Genomic DNA, 18,660 nt, shown 5'->3' with positions numbered 1-18,660 from the left:
CGGACGGACGGGGTCCCCGCGCCGACTACCCTGAGGGCGTGACGCAGACGCCCGACCCGGCCGCCACCACCCATCGCCCCGTGCTCGTCGTCGACTTCGGCGCCCAGTACGCGCAGCTCATCGCGCGCCGCGTGCGCGAGGCCAACGTGTACTCCGAGATCGTGCCGCACACGGCGTCGGTCGCGGACCTGCTGGCGAAGGACCCTGCGGCGATCATCCTGTCCGGTGGCCCGTCGTCGGTGTACGCCACGGGTGCGCCGTTCGTCGACCCCGCCCTGTTCGAGGCCGGCGTCCCGGTGCTCGGCATCTGCTACGGCTTCCAGGCGATGGCCGCGGCGCTGGGCGGCACGGTCGCCCAGACCGGGCAGCGCGAGTACGGCGGGACGGCCGTCGAGGTGACGTCCGCGGGCACCGTGCTCTCCGGCAGCCCGTCGTCGCAGACCGTCTGGATGAGCCACGGCGACGCCGTGCACGCCGCGCCCGAGGGCTTCGAGGTGCTCGCGACGTCGTCGGGAAGCCCCGTCGCCGCCTTCGAGGACCGCTCCCGGCGGCTGTACGGCGTGCAGTGGCACCCCGAGGTGAAGCATTCGCCGCTCGGCCAGAGGGCGCTCGAGAACTTCCTGTACGAGGGTGCGGGGCTGGCCGCCGACTGGAACGCGGGCAACGTCGTCGCCGAGCAGGTGGCCAAGATCCGTGCGCAGGTGGGCGACGCCCGGGTGATCTGCGGGCTCTCCGGCGGCGTCGACTCGTCCGTCGCCGCGGCGCTCGTGCAGAAGGCCGTCGGCAACCAGCTGACCTGCGTGTTCGTCGACCACGGCMTGCTGCGCTCGGGCGAGGCCGAGCAGGTGGAGAAGGACTTCGTGGCCGCGACCGGCGTGCAGCTCAAGGTCGTCGACGCGCGGGAGCGGTTCCTGCACGCGCTGGCCGGCCACACCGACCCCGAGACCAAGCGGAAGATCATCGGCCGCGAGTTCATCCGGGTGTTCGAGGACGCCGCCCGCGCGGTCATCGAGGAGGCCGGCGAGGGCGAGGACGTGAAGTTCCTCGTGCAGGGCACTCTGTACCCCGACGTCGTCGAGTCGGGCGGCGGCGAGGGTGCGGCGAACATCAAGTCGCACCACAACGTCGGCGGGCTTCCCGACGACCTGCAGTTCGAGCTCGTCGAGCCGCTGCGCACCCTGTTCAAGGACGAGGTCCGCGCGGTCGGCCTGGAGCTCGGGGTGCCCGAGGGCATCGTCTGGCGCCAGCCGTTCCCCGGCCCCGGGCTGGGCATCCGGATCATCGGCGAGGTCACGCGCGAGCGCCTCGACATCCTGCGGGCGGCCGACGTCATCGCCCGCGAGGAACTCACGAAGGCAGGCCTGGACCGCGACATCTGGCAGTGCCCCGTGGTGCTGCTGGCAGACGTGCGGTCGGTCGGCGTCCAGGGCGACGGTCGGACGTACGGGCACCCGGTCGTGCTCCGGCCCGTCTCGTCGGAGGACGCCATGACCGCCGACTGGACCCGCCTGCCGTACGACGTGCTGGCGACGATCTCGACCCGGATCACCAACGAGGTGCCCGAGGTCAACCGCGTGGTGCTCGACGTGACCAGCAAGCCGCCGGGCACGATCGAGTGGGAGTGACCCGCCGGCGCTGACGGGGTTTCTGCCCCGTCGTCCTCCCGGCGCTGCCCGCGCCGTGGCAGGACGTGCGGTTCTGCCGGGAACCGACCGGACCTGCCCTCGCCATGGGGGAGAATCGTCCGGTGAGCGACAGCATCCCGCAGACCAGCCCCGCGACGACCACGGCCGACCCTTGGGTCCGCAAGGCCGCCGGGGCGACCAAGCGGTACCGCGTCCTCGCGTGGATCACCGGCACGATGCTGCTCCTGCTCTGCCTCGAGCTGATCCTCAAGTACGTGTTCCACGCCGGCGGCGTCGACGCGTCCGGCCACCCGAACCCGGTCATCGGCGCCTGGGTGGCCTACGCCCACGGCTGGATCTACGTCGTCTACCTGGTGACGGTGTTCGATCTCTGGTCGAAGATGCGCTGGCGGCTCGGGCGGCTCGCCACGATGGCGGCGGCGGGCGTCGTGCCGGTCATGTCGTTCATCCTCGAGCGCAAGGTGCACGCGCAGGCGCTGGCGCGGATCGAGGCCGCGGGTGGCGCACGCGGGTGACGTGTCCCGGATGATGAACGGTCGTCCAGTTCGCCTGGTTAGGGTGGGCGCGTGCTGATCGTCCACGTCTCCGACTGCTACGCGCCGCGTACCGGTGGGATCGAGTCGCAGGTCGGTGACCTCGCCGCCCGACAGGTGGCCGCCGGGCACGAGGTCCACGTGCTCACGGCGACGCTGGGCGTCGGCGGGGAGCGCGGCGGCGTCGTGGACCTCGAGGACGGCGTCCACGTGCACCGGCTGGGCGCCCGGATCCCGTTCGACCTGCCCGTGAACCCCGCCGGGCCGCGGCTGTTCCGCGAGGCGTTCGACGCCCTGCGGCCCGACGTCGTCCACGTGCACGCCGGCGTGCTGTCGCCGTTCGCGTACGACGGCGCACGCCTCGCGCTCGACCACGGCCTGCCGACGGCGATCACCTGGCACTGCATGCTCGACGGGGTGGTCGGCGCCTTGCGCACGCTGGTCAACCGCACGCGCTGGCACCGCACCCCGGCCGCCTTGAGCGCCGTCAGCCACGCCGCAGCGGCGCGTGTCCGGGAGGTGTTCGGCACCGAGGTGGCCGTGATGCCCAACGGGCTCGACCTGGACCTCTGGGCGCCCAAGAGCTTCTCCGAGGGGCGCGGGCGGCCCGGCGAGCACGGACCCCTGCGGCTCGTCTCGACCATGCGCCTGGCCCCCCGCAAGCGCGCCGTCCCCCTGGTGGAGCTCGTGGGTGCGGCCGCCCGGCGGCTGCCCCCGGACCGGGTGCACCTGTCGGTCATCGGTTCCGGCCCGGCCCAGGGCCGCGTGGCCTCCGCGGTCGCGGGGCAGGGGCTGCAGCACGTGGTCGAGCTGCGCGGCCGGCTCACCCGGCCCCAGGTGCGGGCCGCGTACGCCGACGCCGACGTGTTCCTGGCGCCGGCCGAGCTCGAGGCGTTCGGGATCGCCGCCCTGGAGGCCCGCACGGCCGGGCTCGCCGTCGTGGCGCGCCGGGGCACGGGGATCGCCGAGTTCGTCGAGGACGGCGTCGACGGGCTGCTGGTCGCCGACGACGCCGAGATGACCGAGGCGATCGTGCAGCTCGCCCGGGACGGGCGCCTCCTCGAGGGCATGCTCACCCACAACCGCGCGGTCCGGCCCGCCTTCGGCTGGGACGACGTGCTGGGCGCCGCGGACGCCGAGTACGCCCGCGCACACGCACTTGCCTGACCTTCGCCGATTCGCCCGGTTCCTCCCCTAGAGTCGCCTTGTTGGGCGATTCAGTCATGGGCCGTGCGGCCTACCGGGTCCGGGGGGTCGGACCCGTCCTGCTGGGGGTTCTGAGAGGGAGACATGGCGACGACAACACGCAGTCCGAAGACGGTCCGGGTGCTCGGGCTGATCACGATCATCTTCGGGATCATCTTCATCATCGCCGGCGGCGTGACCTGGGGAGCCGTCGCCAGCAACCTCGCTGCCGAGAAGATCACCGTCTCCGACGACGCGCAGGCCTTCGGTGGTCAGCTGGTCGACACACCGTGGGAGGCCTGGTTCCAGGCGGACATCATCAACACCCACGCGCTCGAGGCGTCGGGCGGCAAGACGTACGCCGAGCTGGGGCAGGACGACCCGACCCGACAGACCGTCATGACCGCGTCGTTCCTGCGGGCCTCGCTGTTCACCTCGGTCGTGGCGTTCGGCGTCGCACTGCTGGTGGTCGGCATCGGCGTCGTGTTCATCCTCATCGGCTGGGCACTGCGCAAGGCGGTCGACGCCGCCGCGGTGATCGCCGACCCGGCCGTCTCGACGAAGGCCTACCCGGACCCGATCCCGACGGCCGCCCCGACCGCGACACCGGCGCCGACGAGCACGTCGACGCCGCTGCCGCCGCCCAGCGGACCCACCGCCTGAGCACGACGACGGCCGAGGGCGCTCTTGCCCTCGGCCGTTGTCGTGCCCACCTCAGCGACGCGCGTTGCGTGCCCCGCTGACGATGGAGCCGACGAGCAGGGCGGTCCCCGCGACCGCGAGCAGCACGATCATCGCGAGCTGCAGGTCGATAGCCACGCCGGCCGCCCAGGCCAGCAGGCCGACGCCGATCGCGGCGATGACCAGGCCCCAGACGACCGTCCCGACCCTCAGCCGCCGGCGGGGCGGTGTCACGGGCTCGGCCGGCGCGACGACCGGGTCGGCCCGGTCGGGCTCGGCGTAGGTCGCGAAGAAGGCGTCCGTCGGGGTGGGCGTCGGCGTCGGGTCCGGCGCGACTCGCTGCGCGGGGGAGTAGAGCGCGCCGATCGGCGACGTCGGAGCAGCGGGCTCCACCGGCGTCGGCTCGTGGGTCCGGGCCGCCCCGGCGGCCGCGTCGTCGACGGGGAGCACGGCGGTCTCCGAGACGGTCAGGACGGCCGTCTCGTCGGGCAGCGCGCCGGTCTCCGAGGCCGTCCGGGCGGCCGTCTCGTCGGGGAGCGCGCCCGTCTCCGAGGCCGTCAGGTCGGCCGTCTCGCGGGTCTCGGGGACGGAGGTCTTCTCGTGCGACAGGACGACGGTCTCGGCGGCGTCCGGCTCGTCCTGCGTCACCGGGAGCGGCGCCGTCTCGTCGGGGGTCTTGTCGGTAGCCATCAGTTCTCCTCGGTGATCGTGACGTCGCCGGCGCCGATCTGGACCTGCAGCGCGAGCTGCGGGCCGCCGTCGTCGAACGCGCCGGTGGTGAAGGTGCGGGGGTTGAGGCCGACGCCGTCGACGCTCTTGCTCTCCCCGTCGACGTCCCAGCGGACCGTGCCGGCACCGGCGTCGACGTCGGCGGAGATGCTCGCGTCCGACGGCACGACGACGGTGAGGTCCCCGGCCGCGAGCGAGATCGGCACCTGGAGCGTGTCGGAGGTCATGGGGACGTCGGACAGGTCGATGGTCACGTCGCCGAAGCCCATCGAGTAGCCGTGCGCGGCGTCCGTCCGGGAGGTCACCACGACGTCACCGCTGGCGGCGAAGTCGTGCTGGCCGTCGGCCGTCCAGTTCCAGTGGTGGTTCTGCACCGCGCCGACGGGCACCGCCACGAGGATGCCGATGACCGCGAGGCCACCGAGGCCGCCGCTGGTCCGGCCGCGCAGGCCGGAGACGATGATGCCGAGACCGGCCAGGACGATGCCGATCCCCAGCGCGGTGAGGCCGACCGGGCCGGTGAAGTCGCCCGAGCGCTCGGCGATCAGCAGGACGGCGAGGCCGAGCAGGCTGAGCGCGACGACCACGCCGACCGTGCCGGCGCCGGCACCCGGCGTGCGGGGCCGGGGCGGTCGCGGGTGGTTGGGCGTCTTGGGCGCACGGACGGGCGCCGGCGGCGGTGCCGAGGACGTCCAGGCCTGGGCCGGCGGAGCGCCGTAGGGCGGGACCGGGGCGTCGGTGACGCCAGGAGCCGGGTACGTGGTGGCGGGAGCCGCCGGGTACGTGGCCGCGGGGGAGGTCGGGTACGGAGCGGCCGGGTACGTCGCCGGGGCGCCGGGCGCCGTGTACGGACCGTACTGGCCCGCCGGCGGGCGCGGGCGGGACGGCTGCTGGTTGGCGACGACGATGATCAGGGTGACGATCCCGCCGACGAACGCGAGCCAGAGCAGCCCCTGCACCCAGCCCGGGGGCCCCCAGAAGAAGAACCAGTTGTCGCCACGGCCGAAGCCGACGATGACGAACGCCAGGGCGCCCAGCAGGGCGATGTCGAAGCGGCCGAGGATCATCTCCTCGACGTGGATCCGGCCGTCGCGACGCTCGGGCAGCAGGGCCCAGGCCGCGCCGTAGGCGACGAGGCCGAGCCCGCCGAGCAGGAGGGTCGCGGCGAAGATGCCGCGCACCAGGAGCGGGTCGATGCCGAACCGGTCGGCCAGCCCGCCGCTGACGCCGCCGATCCAGCGGTCGTCGGAGCGCGTGATGCCGAGCCGGCGGATGCCCTCGAAGAAGCTGTTCGACGGCTGCGTGGGGTGCTGCGGCGGTGCCGCGGGTTCGGGGGCCGGCCCGGGGCCGGTCGGAGTGCTCGTGTCCATGCCTCGATCCTTGTCGCTCGGCCGAGGCCGCGGCATCGGGTGGTCCCCTGAGCGCACCCTGAACCTGCCGCCGCGCACCCCTGAACGAACCCCGGACGGCACCCCGGCAGACGTCTGAGCATGTGACGATCGGACCGTGACCTCGACCGCACCCCTGCTCGCCCGCCGACGGCTGCCGCTGCGCCGTCCCGCGCGCGGACGCTGGTTCGGCGGTGTCGCGCTCGGGCTCGCCGCACACCTGGACCTGCCGGTGGGCCTCGTGCGGCTCGCCTTCGTGGTGCTGACCCCGATCGCGGGCGTCGGCCCCCTGCTCTACGTCTTCTGGTGGCTGTCCGTGCCCGCGGGCGACCCGGCCGACGCCGCGCAGGAGGTGCGGCCGAGCGCGCTGACCCGGCTGGCCAGGCGGCAGGCGCTCATCGAGCCCGGCCGCCGCATCCCGGTGACGGACATCGCGATCGGCGCGGTCCTCGTGATCGCCGCGGCCCTGCTCATCGCGGTCCGGTCCGGCGCCGACGTCCAGGCCGACTGGATCCTGCCCGCCCTGATCGTGCTCGCGGGGCTGTGGCTCGCCTGGAGCCAGCTGGACGCCGTGCAGCGGGGACGGCTGCGCGACCGGGCCGGCGGCCGGACGCCGGTGAGCGTGCTCCGCGTCGCYGGCGGGATCCTGCTGGCGGGCGTCGGCGTGCTGCTCTTCGTCGGGCTCGCGTCGGGCGAGGGAGTCGACACGGCGACCCTGGCGCAGTCGATCGTCGCGGCCCTGATCATGCTCGGCGGCGTCGCGCTCGTGCTCACGCCGTGGTGGCTGCGACTGGTCCGCGAGCTGGGTGACGAGCGCGCCGCCCGCGCCCGCGAGTCGGAGCGCGCCGACATCGCCGCGCACCTGCACGACTCCGTCCTGCAGACCCTCGCGCTCATCCGGTCGCGGTCCGACGACTCCGCCGAGGTGGCCCGCATGGCGCGTGCGCAGGAGCGCGAGCTCCGCGAGTGGCTCTACGACGACCGCCCGGCGCCGGGCACGTCCGTCGCGGCGGCCCTGCGGGGGATCGTCGCGGAGGTCGAGGACTCGCGCTCGGGGCCGTCGGGGGACCCGGTGGCCGTCGAGTCCGTGGTGGTCGGCGACCGCGTGCCCGACGCCGACACCGAGGCGCTGCTGCAGGCCACGCGCGAGGCGCTGGTCAACGCGGTGGTGCACGGCCGACCACCGGTGTCCCTGTACCTGGAGGTCGGGGCCACCGAGGTCGAGGTGTTCGTGCGGGATCATGGCGACGGGTTCGACCTCGACGAGGTGGGCACCGACCGGTTCGGGGTGCGCGAGTCGATCATCGGGCGGGTGCGGCGTCGCGGGGGCACCGCGACCGTGAGCAGCAGCCCCGAGCGCGGGACCGAGGTGCACCTGGTGGTGCCCATCCGGTCCACCGAGGAACAGGGAGCACAGGCATGAGCGAGCCGGTCGACGTCGTCCTGGTGGACGACCACCACATGTTCCGCACGGGCGTGAAGGCCTCGCTCGACGCCGGCGTGCGCGTGGTCGGGGAGGCGGACACGGTCGACGACGCGATCCGGCTGGTGCGCGAGCTCAAGCCACCCGTCGTCCTGCTCGACGTGCACCTGCCCGGCGGCGACGGGGGCGGCGGCGCCGAGGTCATCAAGGCGTGCACCGACCTGCTGGGCGAGACCCGGTTCCTCGCGCTGTCCGTCTCCGACGCGTCCGAGGACGTCGTCGCCGTCATCCGCGCGGGAGCCCGCGGCTACGTCACCAAGGCGATCGACGGCACGGACCTGTCCGACGCCGTCCGTCGCGTGGCCGGCGGCGACGCCGTCTTCTCGCCGCGGCTGGCCGGGTTCGTGCTCGACGCGTTCGGCGCCGCCGCGGGAGATGTCGCGATCGGCGACGACGAGCTCGACCGGCTGTCCGCGCGCGAGCGCGAGGTGATGCGGCTCATCGCGCGCGGGTACTCGTACCGCGAGGTGGCCTCGGAGCTGTTCATCTCGATCAAGACGGTCGAGACCCACGTCTCGGCGGTGCTGCGCAAGCTGCAGCTGTCCAGCCGGCACGAGCTCACGCGCTGGGCGGCGGCCCGGCGGCTGCTCTGACGATGCGGCTGCGCGTCGCGGCGTACGCCGTCATCGTCGAGGACGGCCGCATCCTGCTGCCGCACTGGGTGGAGGGCGGGCAGGCGGGGTGGACGCTGCCGGGCGGCGGCATCGACCCTGGCGAGGACCCTGCCGACGCGGCCGTGCGCGAGGTCCTCGAGGAGACGGGCTACCACGCGGTGCTGGACGAGCTGCTCGGCATCGACTCGCTCCTGATCCCCGCCGCCGACCGCATCGACCCCGCCGACGGTGCCCTCCACGCGTTGCGGATCGTCTACCGCGCGCACGTCGTCGGCGGGGAGCTGCGGGACGAGGTCGACGGCACCACCGACACCGCCGCGTGGTTCGCGCTCGACGAGGTGCACGGCCTCGACCGGGTCGAGCTGGTGGACACCGCGTTGCAGATGGCCGGGTACGCGAGCGAGCCGGAGAACGTCAGCGGGTAGGCGCCCTTCCGGCTGTGTACGGTGGGTCGCGAGACATACCGCGCGGTCGGTATGACGACTGACCGCGAGGACGCGGACAGTCGCCTGCAGCTCCCGGCGCCCGTGACCTCCGACGAAGGGACTCTCCCGTGACCGAGCCCAGAACCGCCCTCGTGACCGGCGCGGCCCGCGGCATCGGCGCCGCCACCGCGCAGCGGCTGGCAGCCGACGGGTTCCGCGTGGCCGTGCTCGACCTGCGCGAGCAGGACTGCGGGGCGACCGTGGACGCGATCCGCGCGGCGGGCGGCGACGCGCTCGCCCTGGGGGCGGACGTCGGCGACACCGACGCCGCCGCGGCCGCCGTCGCGCGCGTGGTCGACGAGCTCGGAGCGCCCACCGTCCTGGTGAACAACGCCGGGATCCTGCGGGACAACCTCCTGTTCAAGATGACCGAGACCGACTGGGACTCGGTGATGTCGGTGCACCTGCGCGGCGCGTTCCTCATGAGCCGGGCGGTGCAGAAGCACCAGGTCGAGGCGGGCTGGGGTCGGATCGTCAACCTGTCCAGCACGTCGGCGCTCGGCAACCGCGGGCAGGCCAACTACGCCGCCGCCAAGGCCGGGCTGCAGGGCTTCACCAAGGCCCTGGCCATCGAGCTGGGCCGGTTCGGGATCACGACGAACGCCGTCGCGCCCGGGTTCATCGCCACCGACATGATCCGGCAGACGGCCGAGCGGATGCGCCTCACGTACGAGCAGTTCGTCGAGGGCGTGGCCAAGGACATCCCGGTGGGCCGGGTGGGCCAGCCGGAGGACATCGCGAACGCCGTCTCGTTCTTCTGCTCCGAGGCCGCGGGCTTCGTCAACGGGCAGGTGCTCTACGTGGCGGGCGGGCCCAAGGCGTGATCGCGGTGGCGACGCCGGCCGGCCTGCTCGACGTGGTCGGAGAGTCGGCGACGGCCGAGTCCTGGCTGACGATCGAGCAGGACCGCATCGACGCGTTCGCCGACGCCACCGACGACCACCAGTGGATCCACGTCGACCCGTCGCGCGCCGCACAGGGCCCGTTCGGCGCCACCGTCGCGCACGGCTACCTCACGCTGTCCCTCGTCCCGCGCCTCACCGACGGGCTCGTCGAGGTGGGCGCGACCGACCTCGTCGTGAACTACGGGCTCGACCGCGTCCGGTTCGTGCAGCCGGTCGTCGTGGGCTCTCGGGTCCGGGCCTCGACGACGATCCGCAGCGCCGAGCCGACCGCGCGGGGCGTCCGCGCGGGGTTCACGGTGACGATCGAGATCGAGGGCGCCGGCAAGCCCGCCCTGGTCGCGGACACGGTGGTCCTGTACGTCGCAGCCCACTGACGCAACGTCCGAGCAACTGGGGGTCAGGACCCGTACTTGCTCGGACGTTGCGGGTCAGACGAAGGCTGCGATGCCCGTGATCGCGCGGCCCACGATGAGGTTGTTCATGTCCCGGGTGCCCTCGAACGAGTACACGGCCTCGGCGTCGGCCATGTAGCGCGCGACGCCGTGGTCGAGCTGGATGCCGTTGCCGCCGAGCGTCTCCCGGCACAGCGCGACGGTCTCCCGCATCGCGGTCGTCGTGTAGGCCTTGGCCAGGGCCGAGTGCTGGTCGCCCTGCCGGTCCTGGTCGCCCAGCTGGGACGCGCGCACGCACAGCGCGATGCTGGCGGTGATGTTGCCCAGGCAGCGCGCGAGCCGGTCCTGGACCAGCTGGAACGACGCGATGGGCTTGCCGAACTGCTCGCGCGCGAGTGCGTACTTCACGGTCGCCTCGTACGCGCCGACGGCCACGCCGACCGCCTGCCACGCCACCTCGGCGCGCGTCAGCCGCAGGACGGTGGCCACGTCGCGGAAGGAGTGGATGTTCGGCAGCCGGTCGGCCTCGGACACCTCGACCCCGTCGAGCAGGATGTCGGCGTTCTGCACGGACCGCAGCGCCTGCTTGCGCTCGATCTTGGTGGCCGTGAACCCGGGGGCGCCGCGGCGGACGATGAAGCCCTTGACCTGGTCGTCCGCGGTGTCGCGCGCCCAGATGACGGTGAGGTCCGCGAAGGTGGCGTTGCCGATCCAGCGCTTCGCGCCGTTGATCACCCACGTGTCGCCGGTGCGGTGGGCGGTCGTGCGCAGGCCGCGCGCGGTGTCGGAGCCGGACAGCGGCTCGGTCAGCCCGAACGCGCCCACCAGCTCCCCGCGGCTCATGGGCGGGAGCAGCTCCGCACGCTGCTCGAGCGACCCCCCGACGCCGATCGCGCCCATGGTCAGGCCGTTCTGCACGCCGATGAACGTCGAGAAGCCGGCGTCGACCCGGGACAGCTCCAGGGCCACCCAGCCGCGGTAGACGGCGCTGTTCTCGAACCGGACCGTCTCCGGCCACATCGGCCCGAGCATCCCGAGCTCGCCGACGCGCGGGATCAGGTGCACGGGGAACTCGGCGCGGTCCCAGTAGTCGTCCGCGATCGGCCGCATCTCTGCCTCCAGGAACTCCCGGATCTGCATCACGTGCTCGTTCTCGACCGGCGTGAGGAGGTCCTGGAAGGAGTAGAAGTCGCTGGTCAGCAGCGCGCGGGAGAGGTCGGTCTGGGGCGCGTCAGCGCCTCGGGCGATGGTCATTCCGAGGGCTCCGCTCGTCGATCGGCAGTGATCACGCCTCGAGTCTGCATCATTTCCCGAGATGTTGCATGCCCCTCGATCGGGAGTAGGTTGCCGCCATGTCGCACCTCGGCGTCGCCGATCCGCGCGTGGTCGGGCTCGGTCACCTCGGCACGCTCGTCGCGCCGTCCTGGCTGTCTCGACGACTGGAGGACGGCGAGCACGGGGAGGTCGTGCGCGCGTTCGTGCTGGCGCGCGAGACGTTCATCGAGGGCGCGCGGATCGACATGGGCCGGCTCGCGTCGAGGCTGGGCGTCGACAGGACGTCGCTGTTCCGCTGGGTGGGCAACCGCGACGCGCTGCTGTCCGAGGTCCTCTGGTCGCTCGCCGTCCCGACGCTCGAGCAGGCCGACGCCGCGACGCGCGGGGTCGCGGGTCCGCAGCGGGTGGCCGACTTCCTCACGCACTTCGTCCGCGACCTCAACACCGCCCCGTACTTCCGTGGCTTCCTGCAGCGCGAGCCGGCGCGGGCGCTGCGGCTGCTGACGACGAAGGAGAGCGAGATCCAGCGGCGCTACGTGGCGGTCGTCGAGACGCTGGTGCGCGAGGAGCTGGGCGAGCAGCCGTTCGGGCGGTCGGTGGACGCGCACGACCTGGCCTACCTGCTGGTCCGCATCTCGGAGTCGTTCACCTACGCCGACCTCATCAACGGCGACCGGCCCAGCGCCGAGCGGGCACGCGCGGCGTTCGAGCTGGTGCTGCGACCGTGACAGAGCCGCGGTACGCGCATCATGCCCGCTTTGACACCCGCTGGAACGACAACGACGTCTACGGCCACCTCAACAACACCGTCTACTACGAGGCGATGGACACGACGATCAACGCGTGGCTCAACGCGGCGGCGGGCCTGGACCCGACGGCGGGCGAGCCGATCGGGGTCTGCGTGTCGTCGTCGTGCGAGTTCCGCGCCTCGGCGACCTTCCCGGAACCGCTCGAGGTGGGCCTGCGGGCCGGCCGCGTGGGCACCACCTCCGTCACGTGGGAGCTCGGCATCCTGCGCGCGGGCGAGGTGATCGCCGAGGGTCGTTTCGTGCACGTGTTCGTCGACGACGAGACGCGGCGTCCGGTGCCCGTCCCCGACCGCATCCGCGCGGCCATCGAGCGCGACCTCACGGGCTGATCCGGTAGCGTACCGACCGGGCGGTATGTCGCGGTGCGGCCCGGGAGAGGTGGTCGACGATGACCGAACGGATGCCGGACCCGCCCGGGCTCGACGTGGCGCGGCTCGAGGCGTACCTGCGCCGCGAGCACCCGGAGCTCCTGGGGACCGGCAGCCTGACCGCGCGGGTGATCGCCGGCGGGCGCAGCAACCTGACCTACCGGGTGGACGGCGGCGTGCGCCCGCTCGTCGTGCGCCGTCCGCCCCTCGGCCACGTGCAGACCACCGCGCACGACATGGCGCGCGAGCACCGGGTGCTCACCGCGCTGGCCGGCTCGCGCGTGCCCGTCCCGCCCACGCTCGCCCTGGTCGACGACCCGGACGCCGGCACGGGGACGGTCTACTACGTCATGGACCTGGTGGACGGCGTGGTGCTCGCGGACCCCGCACAGAACGCGGCGTACGCGCCCGACACCCTGCGCACGGTGAGCCTGGAGCTCGCGACGCTGCTGGCCGAGCTGCACGCGATCGACCCCGCTGACGTCGGGCTCGCCGACCTGGGCCGGTCGGACGGTTACCTCGACCGGCAGCTGACGCGTTGGCGCACCCAGCTCGACGGCTCGCGCTCGCGGCCGGTGCCGAGCCTCGACGACCTCCAGGACCGCCTGGCCGAGCGCGTACCGACCACCCGGGGCGGCAGCATCGTGCACGGCGACTACCGGCTGGACAACGCGCTGGTCGGCGGCGAGGTCCCGCACGTCACGGCCGTCCTCGACTGGGAGATGGCGACCCTCGGCGACCCGGCGGTCGACCTCGGCATGCTCGGCCTGTACTGGAACATCCGGGAGCTCAGCGACGCCGTCCCGAGCGCGGTGGACCCCGGCGCCGGCTACCCCGACTTCGACGAGCTCGTCGATGCCTACAGCGCCCGGCTGGGTGTCGGCGTCCCCGAGCTCGGCTGGTACCGGGCCTTCGCCGCGTACAAGCTCGCGGTCATCCTCGAGGGCATCCACTACCGGTTCCTCGGTGGGGGCACCGTGGGGGAGGGCTTCGACCGCATCGGCACCCTGGTGGCACCGCTGGCCGACGAGGGCCGCGCGCAGCTGGCGGGCGTGCGCTGATGGACTTCTCCCACGACGCGGTCGCCCTGGACTTCGTCGGCCGCACGCAGCGGTTCCTCGACGAGCTGGTGTACCTCGCCGAGCCGGTCCTGGAGGAGCAGCTGGCCGCGACGCCCGACGACTGGGGTACCCCGGAGATCGTGCGCGACCTGCAGGCCGCCGCCCGCGAGCGAGGGCTGTGGAACCTGTTCCTGCCGGGCGGCGTCCTCACCACCCTGCAGTACGCGCCGGTCGCCGAGCTCACGGGCCGCAGCCCGCGCCTGGCACCGGTCGCGATGAACTGCGCCGCCCCCGACACCGGCAACATGGAGCTGCTGCACGAGTTCGGCACGGCCGAGCAGAAGGACGAGTGGCTCGAGCCGCTGCTCGATGCCCGGATCCGGTCGGCGTTCTGCATGACCGAGCCCGACGTCGCGTCGTCGGACGCCTCCCAGATCGCCACCCGCATCGTCCGCGAGGGCGACGAGTACGTGATCACCGGCCGCAAGTGGTGGTCGACGGGCGCGATGAGCCCGGAGTGCGCGCTGCTGGTGGTCATGGGCGCGACCGACCCGTCGGCGGAGCGCCACCGTCGCCAGAGCATGGTGCTGGTCCCGCGGGACACCCCGGGCGTCCGGGTGGTGCGGGCGCTGACCGTCTTCGGCTACGACGACCGCGACCACGGGGGCCACGCGGAGATCGTCTTCGACCACGTGCGGGTGCCGGTGACGCACGTGATCGGCGGCGAGGGCGAGGGCTTCGCCATGGCCCAGGCGCGGCTGGGTCCCGGCCGGATCCACCACTGCATGCGGTCGCTGGGCATGGCGGAGCGGGCGATGGACCTGGTGGTCGACCGCGCCGGGAGCAGGACCGCGTTCGGTCGCCCGCTCGCCGACCAGGGTGTGGTGCGCGAGTGGGTGGCGGAGTCGCGCCTGCAGATCGAGGCGCTGCGCCTGCTGGTGCTCAAGACCGCCTGGCTCATGGACACGGTGGGCAACCGCGCCGCCATGACCGAGATCCAGGCCATCAAGATCGCGGTCCCGCGGGCCGTGCAGCAGATCCTCGACCGCGCCATCCAGCTCTTCGGCGCGGCCGGGCTGTCCGGCGACCAGCCGCTCGCCGAGATGTTTGCCGCCGCGCGGGCCCTGCGCCTCGCGGACGGACCGGACGAGGTCCACCTCGCCTCCCTCGGGCGAGCCCAGCTGACCAAGAGGAAGTGATCCGAGATGACCCACGACGAAGCCCTCGACGGAGCGGGCTACGGCAGCATGTCCGTCGCGGCGATCCTGGCCGAGACCGCCCACAGCCGGCCCGACCGCACGGCGTTCTTGATGGGCGACCAGGTGGTCCGGTACGGCGAGCTCTGGGAGCAGACGCGAGCCTACGCCGGCGCCCTGCGCGCCCGCGGCATCGGACCGGGCGACCGCGTCGCCATGATCGTGCCGAACGTGCCCGACTTCGCCCGCGTCTACTACGGCGTCCTCGCCCTGGGTGCGGTCGTCGTGCCCGTCCACCTGCTGTTCAAGGCCGAGGAGATCGCGTTCGTGCTGCGCGACTCGGGCGCGACGCTGCTGGTGGCCGCGGCCCCGATGCTCGCCGAGGCCGTTCCGGCCGCGGCGAGCGCGGGCATCCCGCTGCTCACCGTGCTCGTCCCCGACGGCATGGAGGTCCCCTTCCCGCGACTGGAGGACGAGGCCGCGGCGACCGAGTCGATCGACCTCTACGCGTCCGTGCACCCCATCAGCGCGGCGACCATCCTCTACACCAGCGGCACCACCGGCCGACCCAAGGGCGCCGTCGGCTCGCACATGGCGATCATTGAGCAGGTCAACGTGGCCCTCATCGACACGTTCGACATGAAGCGCGACGACGTGGTGTTCGGCGGGCTGCCGCTGTTCCACACGTTCGGACAGGTCTGCGTCATGAACACCGCGTTCCGGGTGGGCGCCGCGGTTGTCCTGCTGCCCAAGTTCGAGCCCGACGCGGCGCTGGCCCAGATGGTGCAGCACCGCGCGACGGTGTTCACCGCAGTGCCGACGATGTACATCGGCCTCCTGCAGGCCGCCGCCCGCAGCACGGACCGGCCGCCGCTGCGGTACGCCGTCTCCGGAGGGGCCGCGCTGCCGGTCGCGGTGCTCGAGGCGTTCTCCCGGGAGTTCGCCGCGGAGGTCCACGAGGGCTACGGGCTCACCGAGACGTCGCCGGCCGTGTCGTTCAACTACGTCGGCGAGCCCATCCGTCCCGGCACGGTCGGCCGCCCGCTGTGGGGCGTCGACATCGAGATCGCCGACGCGGACGTCGACGACCGCATCGTCCCGCTGCCGCTGGGGGAGCTGGGAGAGATCGTGGTCCGCGGGCACGCCCTGTTCAAGGGCTACCTGGGCAACCCGGAGGCGTCCGCCGCGGCGGTGGTAGACGGGTGGTTCCGCACCGGCGACCTGGGCACCAAGGACGCGGACGACGTCATCACGATCGTCGACCGCAAGAAGGACATGATCGTCCGCAACGGCTACAACGTGTACCCGAGCGAGGTCGAGGACGTGATGATGCGGCACCCCGCGATCGCGTTCGCGGCGGTGTTCGGGATCGCCGACGAGCAGCGCGGCCAGGAGGTGCACGCCGCCGTCGTGCTGCTCGACGGCCACGACGCGACGCCCGCGGAGCTGGTGTCGTTCGTGCAGGAGCGCATCGCCGCGTACAAGTTCCCGCGCGTGGTGCACCTGGTGGACGCCCTGCCCCTGGGCGGGAGCGGCAAGGTCCTCAAGCGCGAGCTCGTCGCGCGGTTCTCGACGGCGCCGGCCGAGGCCTGACGCCGCGCTCAGGAGTGCGGGACGCCCGCGATCATGCCGCCGTCGACCACGTGCTCCGTGCCCGTGGTGTACGCGGAGTCGTCGCTCGCGAGGAAGACCACCGTGCCGGCGACGTCCTCCGGGACCGCCGGGCGGCCGAGCGGGATCGGCACTGCCGTCGGGTCCAGCCGGGCGGTCATCGGCGTCTGCACGAACCCCGGGTGCACGGAGTTGACCCGGATCCCGTCGGGGCCCAGCTCGACCGCGAGCGACTTGGTCAGCCCGCGGACGCCGAACTTCGAGGCGACGTAGCCGTGCAGGTGCGCGCCGCCGAGCATGCCCTCGACCGACGAGATGTTGATGATCGACCCGCGCCCGGCGGCCTTCATCGTCGGGACCACGGCCTGCACCCCGAGGAATACACCCGTGAGGTTGACCGCGATGACCGCGTCCCACTTGGCCTTGGGGTAGTGGTCGACCGGGCCGGCGTTGGCGATCCCCGCGTTGTTGACCAGGACGTCGACCGTGCCGAACGCGCACCGCGCGGCGTCGACCGCCGCGGCCCAGCTCTCCTCGGACGTCACGTCGAGGTGCACGGCGAGGGCTCGGTCGCCCAGCTCCGCAGCCAGCGCGGCCGCCGGCTCGTCGGCCAGGTCGGCGACGACGACGCGCGCGCCCGCTGCGTGCAGGGCGCGGGTGAACGCGGCGCCGAGCCCGCCCGCTGCGCCGCTGACGATCGCGACCCGACCCTCCAGCCTGCTGTCCATGTGGCCCCTCCTCAGGTGACGGCGATGACGAGTCGACCGGTGGTGGCGCCGTCGGCGAGTCTCTGCACGGCCGCCGGCGCGTCCTCGAACGGCACGACCTCGCCGACGACCGGACGGATGCGTCCCTCGTCGACGAGCAAGGTGAGCGCGACGTGCGTCGCCTCGACGAGGTCCGGCCGGCGCTGCGCGTAGAGCGCCCAGTGCAGCCCCAGCACGCTGTAGTTCTTCACCAGCGCGTGTCCCGCGTTGACCGCCTGGATCTGCCCTCCGGCGAACCCCACGACGACGATGCGCCCCTCGAACGCGATGCACCGGGTCGACTGCTCGAAGGCGCGGCCGCCGACGGGGTCGAACACCACGTCCGCGCCGCGCCCGGCGGTCTCGGCCTTGACGACTGCGACGACGTCCTGCGTCGAGCGGTCCACGACGACGTCCGCACCGGCCGTGCGGGCGACCTCCGCCTTGGCGGCGCTGCCCACGACGCCGACGACGCGTGCCCCGGCAGCCGCCCCCAGCTGCACGGCCGCGGTCCCGACGCCGCCGGCCGCCGCGTGGACGAGCAGCGTCTCGCCGGGCCGGATCCCCGCCCGACGGTGCAGCCCGAACCAGGCCGTCTGGTAGCCGATGGTCAGCGAGGCGGCCTCGACGTCGTCGAGCGCCGGCGGCGCGGGGAACACCTCGTGCTCGTCGAGGACCGCCAGCTCGGACAGGACGCCGATCCGCGACCCCACCACCCGGTCGCCCACCGCGACGCGCCCGACGCCGTCGCCGAGCGCGACGACGTCCCCGCACAGCTCGATGCCGGGCGAGAAGGGCAGCTCCGGACGCACCTGGTACTCACCACGGGCGAGCAGCACGTCGGGGAAGTTGACGGCGACGGCGCGGACCCGCACCAGCACCTGCCCGGGGCCGGGCGTCGGATCGGGGACGTCCGCGAGCTGCAGGACCTCGGCCGGTTCGCCGTGCCGGACCACGTGCCACGCGCGCACCCGCGTCACGCCCCGATGCCGACGAGGAACAGGTCCGTCAGCTGCTCCGCCAGGACCGTCTTGTCCTCGGCGCCGTCGGGGGAGTACCAGGTGGACAGGTAGTGCACGTCCGCGAAGAAGTGGGCCACGAGCACCGCGAGCGGGACGTCGGTCCGGTAGAGGCCTTCCTCCTGTCCGCGCTCGAGGATGCCGGCGAACACGTCGTGGTACTGCCGGCGGCGCCGCGTGACCTCCTTCTGGCGAGGCTCGGAGAGCATGTGCACGCTGCGGAAGAACACGGTGCCCTCGGGCAGGAAGTCGATCGAGGTCTGGATGACGTCGACGCACACGTCGTGCAGCGTCTGGGCGGTCGGCGCACCACGCCCGATGATCTCGTCGAGGTGCTCGGTCTGCAGCGAGAGCATGCGCTCGTACACCGAGAAGAGCAGGTCGTCCTTCGACTCGAAGTAGTGGTACATCGCGCCCTTGGTCACGCCGGCGGCCTCGACGATCTGCTGCACGGACGTGTTCGCGTACCCCTGGGCGGCGAACAGCTCGACCGCGGCGCGCGTGATGTCGTCGACGACGCTGGAGGTGGCCATC

General features: G+C 73.2%; 20 protein-coding genes. 14 read left to right on the top strand and 6 right to left on the bottom strand.

Going from position 1 to position 18,660, the window contains the following annotated elements; all coding sequences use genetic code 11:
• The first annotated feature begins 38 nt into the window (after positions 1-38).
• From guaA to AC1DQC_RS03015, 4 genes are all read left to right on the top strand, one after another.
• Positions 39-1,625, top strand: coding sequence for a glutamine-hydrolyzing GMP synthase (gene guaA, locus AC1DQC_RS03030; RefSeq protein WP_477049757.1), 1,587 nt, complete (start codon positions 39-41; stop codon positions 1,623-1,625).
• A gap of 122 nt (positions 1,626-1,747) precedes the next feature.
• Positions 1,748-2,161 (top strand): DUF3817 domain-containing protein, encoded by a 414-nt coding sequence (locus tag AC1DQC_RS03025; protein WP_477049756.1) that lies wholly within the window; start codon positions 1,748-1,750, stop codon positions 2,159-2,161.
• Between the two features lie 51 nt (positions 2,162-2,212).
• Positions 2,213-3,346: a glycosyltransferase family 4 protein gene (locus tag AC1DQC_RS03020; protein ID WP_477049755.1), complete on the top strand. Its 1,134-nt coding sequence runs from the start codon at positions 2,213-2,215 to the stop codon at positions 3,344-3,346.
• Positions 3,347-3,469: 123 nt separating this feature from the next.
• Positions 3,470-4,027: an aromatic ring-opening dioxygenase LigA gene (locus AC1DQC_RS03015; protein WP_477049754.1), complete on the top strand. Its 558-nt coding sequence runs from the start codon at positions 3,470-3,472 to the stop codon at positions 4,025-4,027.
• A gap of 51 nt (positions 4,028-4,078) precedes the next feature.
• On the opposite strand, the gene AC1DQC_RS03010 is transcribed toward AC1DQC_RS03015, so the two are convergent.
• Together AC1DQC_RS03010 and AC1DQC_RS03005 are read right to left on the bottom strand one after the other, a co-directional pair.
• Positions 4,079-4,735 (bottom strand): hypothetical protein, encoded by a 657-nt coding sequence (locus AC1DQC_RS03010; protein WP_477049753.1) that lies wholly within the window; start codon positions 4,733-4,735, stop codon positions 4,079-4,081.
• Positions 4,735-6,144, bottom strand: coding sequence for a PspC domain-containing protein (locus tag AC1DQC_RS03005; protein WP_477049752.1), 1,410 nt, complete (start codon positions 6,142-6,144; stop codon positions 4,735-4,737). The genes AC1DQC_RS03010 and AC1DQC_RS03005 overlap by 1 nt, the downstream gene beginning before the upstream one ends.
• 136 nt (positions 6,145-6,280) lie before the next feature.
• Between AC1DQC_RS03005 and AC1DQC_RS03000 the strand changes: the two genes are divergently transcribed.
• The 5 genes from AC1DQC_RS03000 (at position 6,281) to AC1DQC_RS02980 (ending at position 10,023) form a co-directional block, all read left to right on the top strand.
• On the top strand, positions 6,281-7,585 hold the full coding sequence (locus AC1DQC_RS03000; RefSeq protein WP_477049751.1) for a PspC domain-containing protein: 1,305 nt from the start codon (positions 6,281-6,283) through the stop codon (positions 7,583-7,585).
• Positions 7,582-8,238, top strand: a complete 657-nt coding sequence (locus AC1DQC_RS02995) for a LuxR C-terminal-related transcriptional regulator (protein WP_477049750.1) — start codon at positions 7,582-7,584, stop codon at positions 8,236-8,238. Before AC1DQC_RS03000 ends, AC1DQC_RS02995 begins: the two co-directional genes overlap by 4 nt.
• A gap of 2 nt (positions 8,239-8,240) precedes the next feature.
• A complete protein-coding gene (locus AC1DQC_RS02990) occupies positions 8,241-8,684 on the top strand; it encodes an NUDIX hydrolase (RefSeq protein WP_477049749.1) in 444 nt (147 codons plus the stop codon).
• 128 nt (positions 8,685-8,812) lie between these two features.
• Entirely contained in the window at positions 8,813-9,568 is a 756-nt protein-coding gene (fabG, locus tag AC1DQC_RS02985) for a 3-oxoacyl-ACP reductase FabG (RefSeq protein ID WP_477049748.1), read from the top strand.
• Between the two features lie 5 nt (positions 9,569-9,573).
• Positions 9,574-10,023 carry a MaoC family dehydratase gene (locus AC1DQC_RS02980; RefSeq protein WP_477049747.1) on the top strand — a complete coding sequence of 150 codons (450 nt, stop codon included), beginning with the start codon at positions 9,574-9,576 and terminating at the stop codon, positions 10,021-10,023.
• 54 nt (positions 10,024-10,077) lie between these two features.
• Here the strand turns inward: AC1DQC_RS02980 and AC1DQC_RS02975 are convergent, their stop codons facing one another.
• On the bottom strand, positions 10,078-11,295 hold the full coding sequence (locus AC1DQC_RS02975; RefSeq protein WP_477049746.1) for an acyl-CoA dehydrogenase family protein: 1,218 nt from the start codon (positions 11,293-11,295) through the stop codon (positions 10,078-10,080).
• A gap of 98 nt (positions 11,296-11,393) precedes the next feature.
• On the opposite strand from AC1DQC_RS02975, the gene AC1DQC_RS02970 reads away from it, so the two are divergent.
• Genes AC1DQC_RS02970 through AC1DQC_RS02950 form a run of 5 tightly spaced genes read left to right on the top strand, consistent with a single transcriptional unit; the run spans position 11,394 to position 16,343 of the window.
• A complete protein-coding gene (locus AC1DQC_RS02970; protein ID WP_477049745.1) occupies positions 11,394-12,044 on the top strand; it encodes a QsdR family transcriptional regulator in 651 nt (216 codons plus the stop codon).
• A complete protein-coding gene (locus AC1DQC_RS02965; RefSeq protein WP_477049744.1) occupies positions 12,041-12,454 on the top strand; it encodes an acyl-CoA thioesterase in 414 nt (137 codons plus the stop codon). Before AC1DQC_RS02970 ends, AC1DQC_RS02965 begins: the two co-directional genes overlap by 4 nt.
• A gap of 59 nt (positions 12,455-12,513) precedes the next feature.
• A complete protein-coding gene (locus tag AC1DQC_RS02960) occupies positions 12,514-13,554 on the top strand; it encodes a phosphotransferase family protein (RefSeq protein WP_477049743.1) in 1,041 nt (346 codons plus the stop codon).
• Complete coding sequence (locus tag AC1DQC_RS02955; RefSeq protein WP_477049742.1) at positions 13,554-14,753, top strand: acyl-CoA dehydrogenase family protein; 1,200 nt, start codon at positions 13,554-13,556, stop codon at positions 14,751-14,753. Before AC1DQC_RS02960 ends, AC1DQC_RS02955 begins: the two co-directional genes overlap by 1 nt.
• 6 nt (positions 14,754-14,759) lie before the next feature.
• Positions 14,760-16,343 (top strand): AMP-binding protein, encoded by a 1,584-nt coding sequence (locus tag AC1DQC_RS02950; protein WP_477049741.1) that lies wholly within the window; start codon positions 14,760-14,762, stop codon positions 16,341-16,343.
• 8 nt (positions 16,344-16,351) lie between these two features.
• Here AC1DQC_RS02950 and AC1DQC_RS02945 read toward each other — a convergent pair whose 3' ends face one another.
• The 3 genes from AC1DQC_RS02945 to AC1DQC_RS02935 are packed head-to-tail and all read right to left on the bottom strand — an operon-like array spanning position 16,352 to position 18,659.
• On the bottom strand, positions 16,352-17,089 hold the full coding sequence (locus AC1DQC_RS02945; protein WP_477049740.1) for a glucose 1-dehydrogenase: 738 nt from the start codon (positions 17,087-17,089) through the stop codon (positions 16,352-16,354).
• A gap of 11 nt (positions 17,090-17,100) precedes the next feature.
• Entirely contained in the window at positions 17,101-18,087 is a 987-nt protein-coding gene (locus tag AC1DQC_RS02940; RefSeq protein WP_477049739.1) for an NADPH:quinone oxidoreductase family protein, read from the bottom strand.
• On the bottom strand, positions 18,084-18,659 hold the full coding sequence (locus tag AC1DQC_RS02935; RefSeq protein WP_477049738.1) for a TetR/AcrR family transcriptional regulator: 576 nt from the start codon (positions 18,657-18,659) through the stop codon (positions 18,084-18,086). The genes AC1DQC_RS02940 and AC1DQC_RS02935 overlap by 4 nt, the downstream gene beginning before the upstream one ends.
• Position 18,660 lies beyond the last annotated feature (1 nt).

The organism is Cellulomonas sp. P4_H12, assembly GCF_056400905.1.
This window is presented reverse-complemented; position numbering and strand designations above follow the sequence as displayed.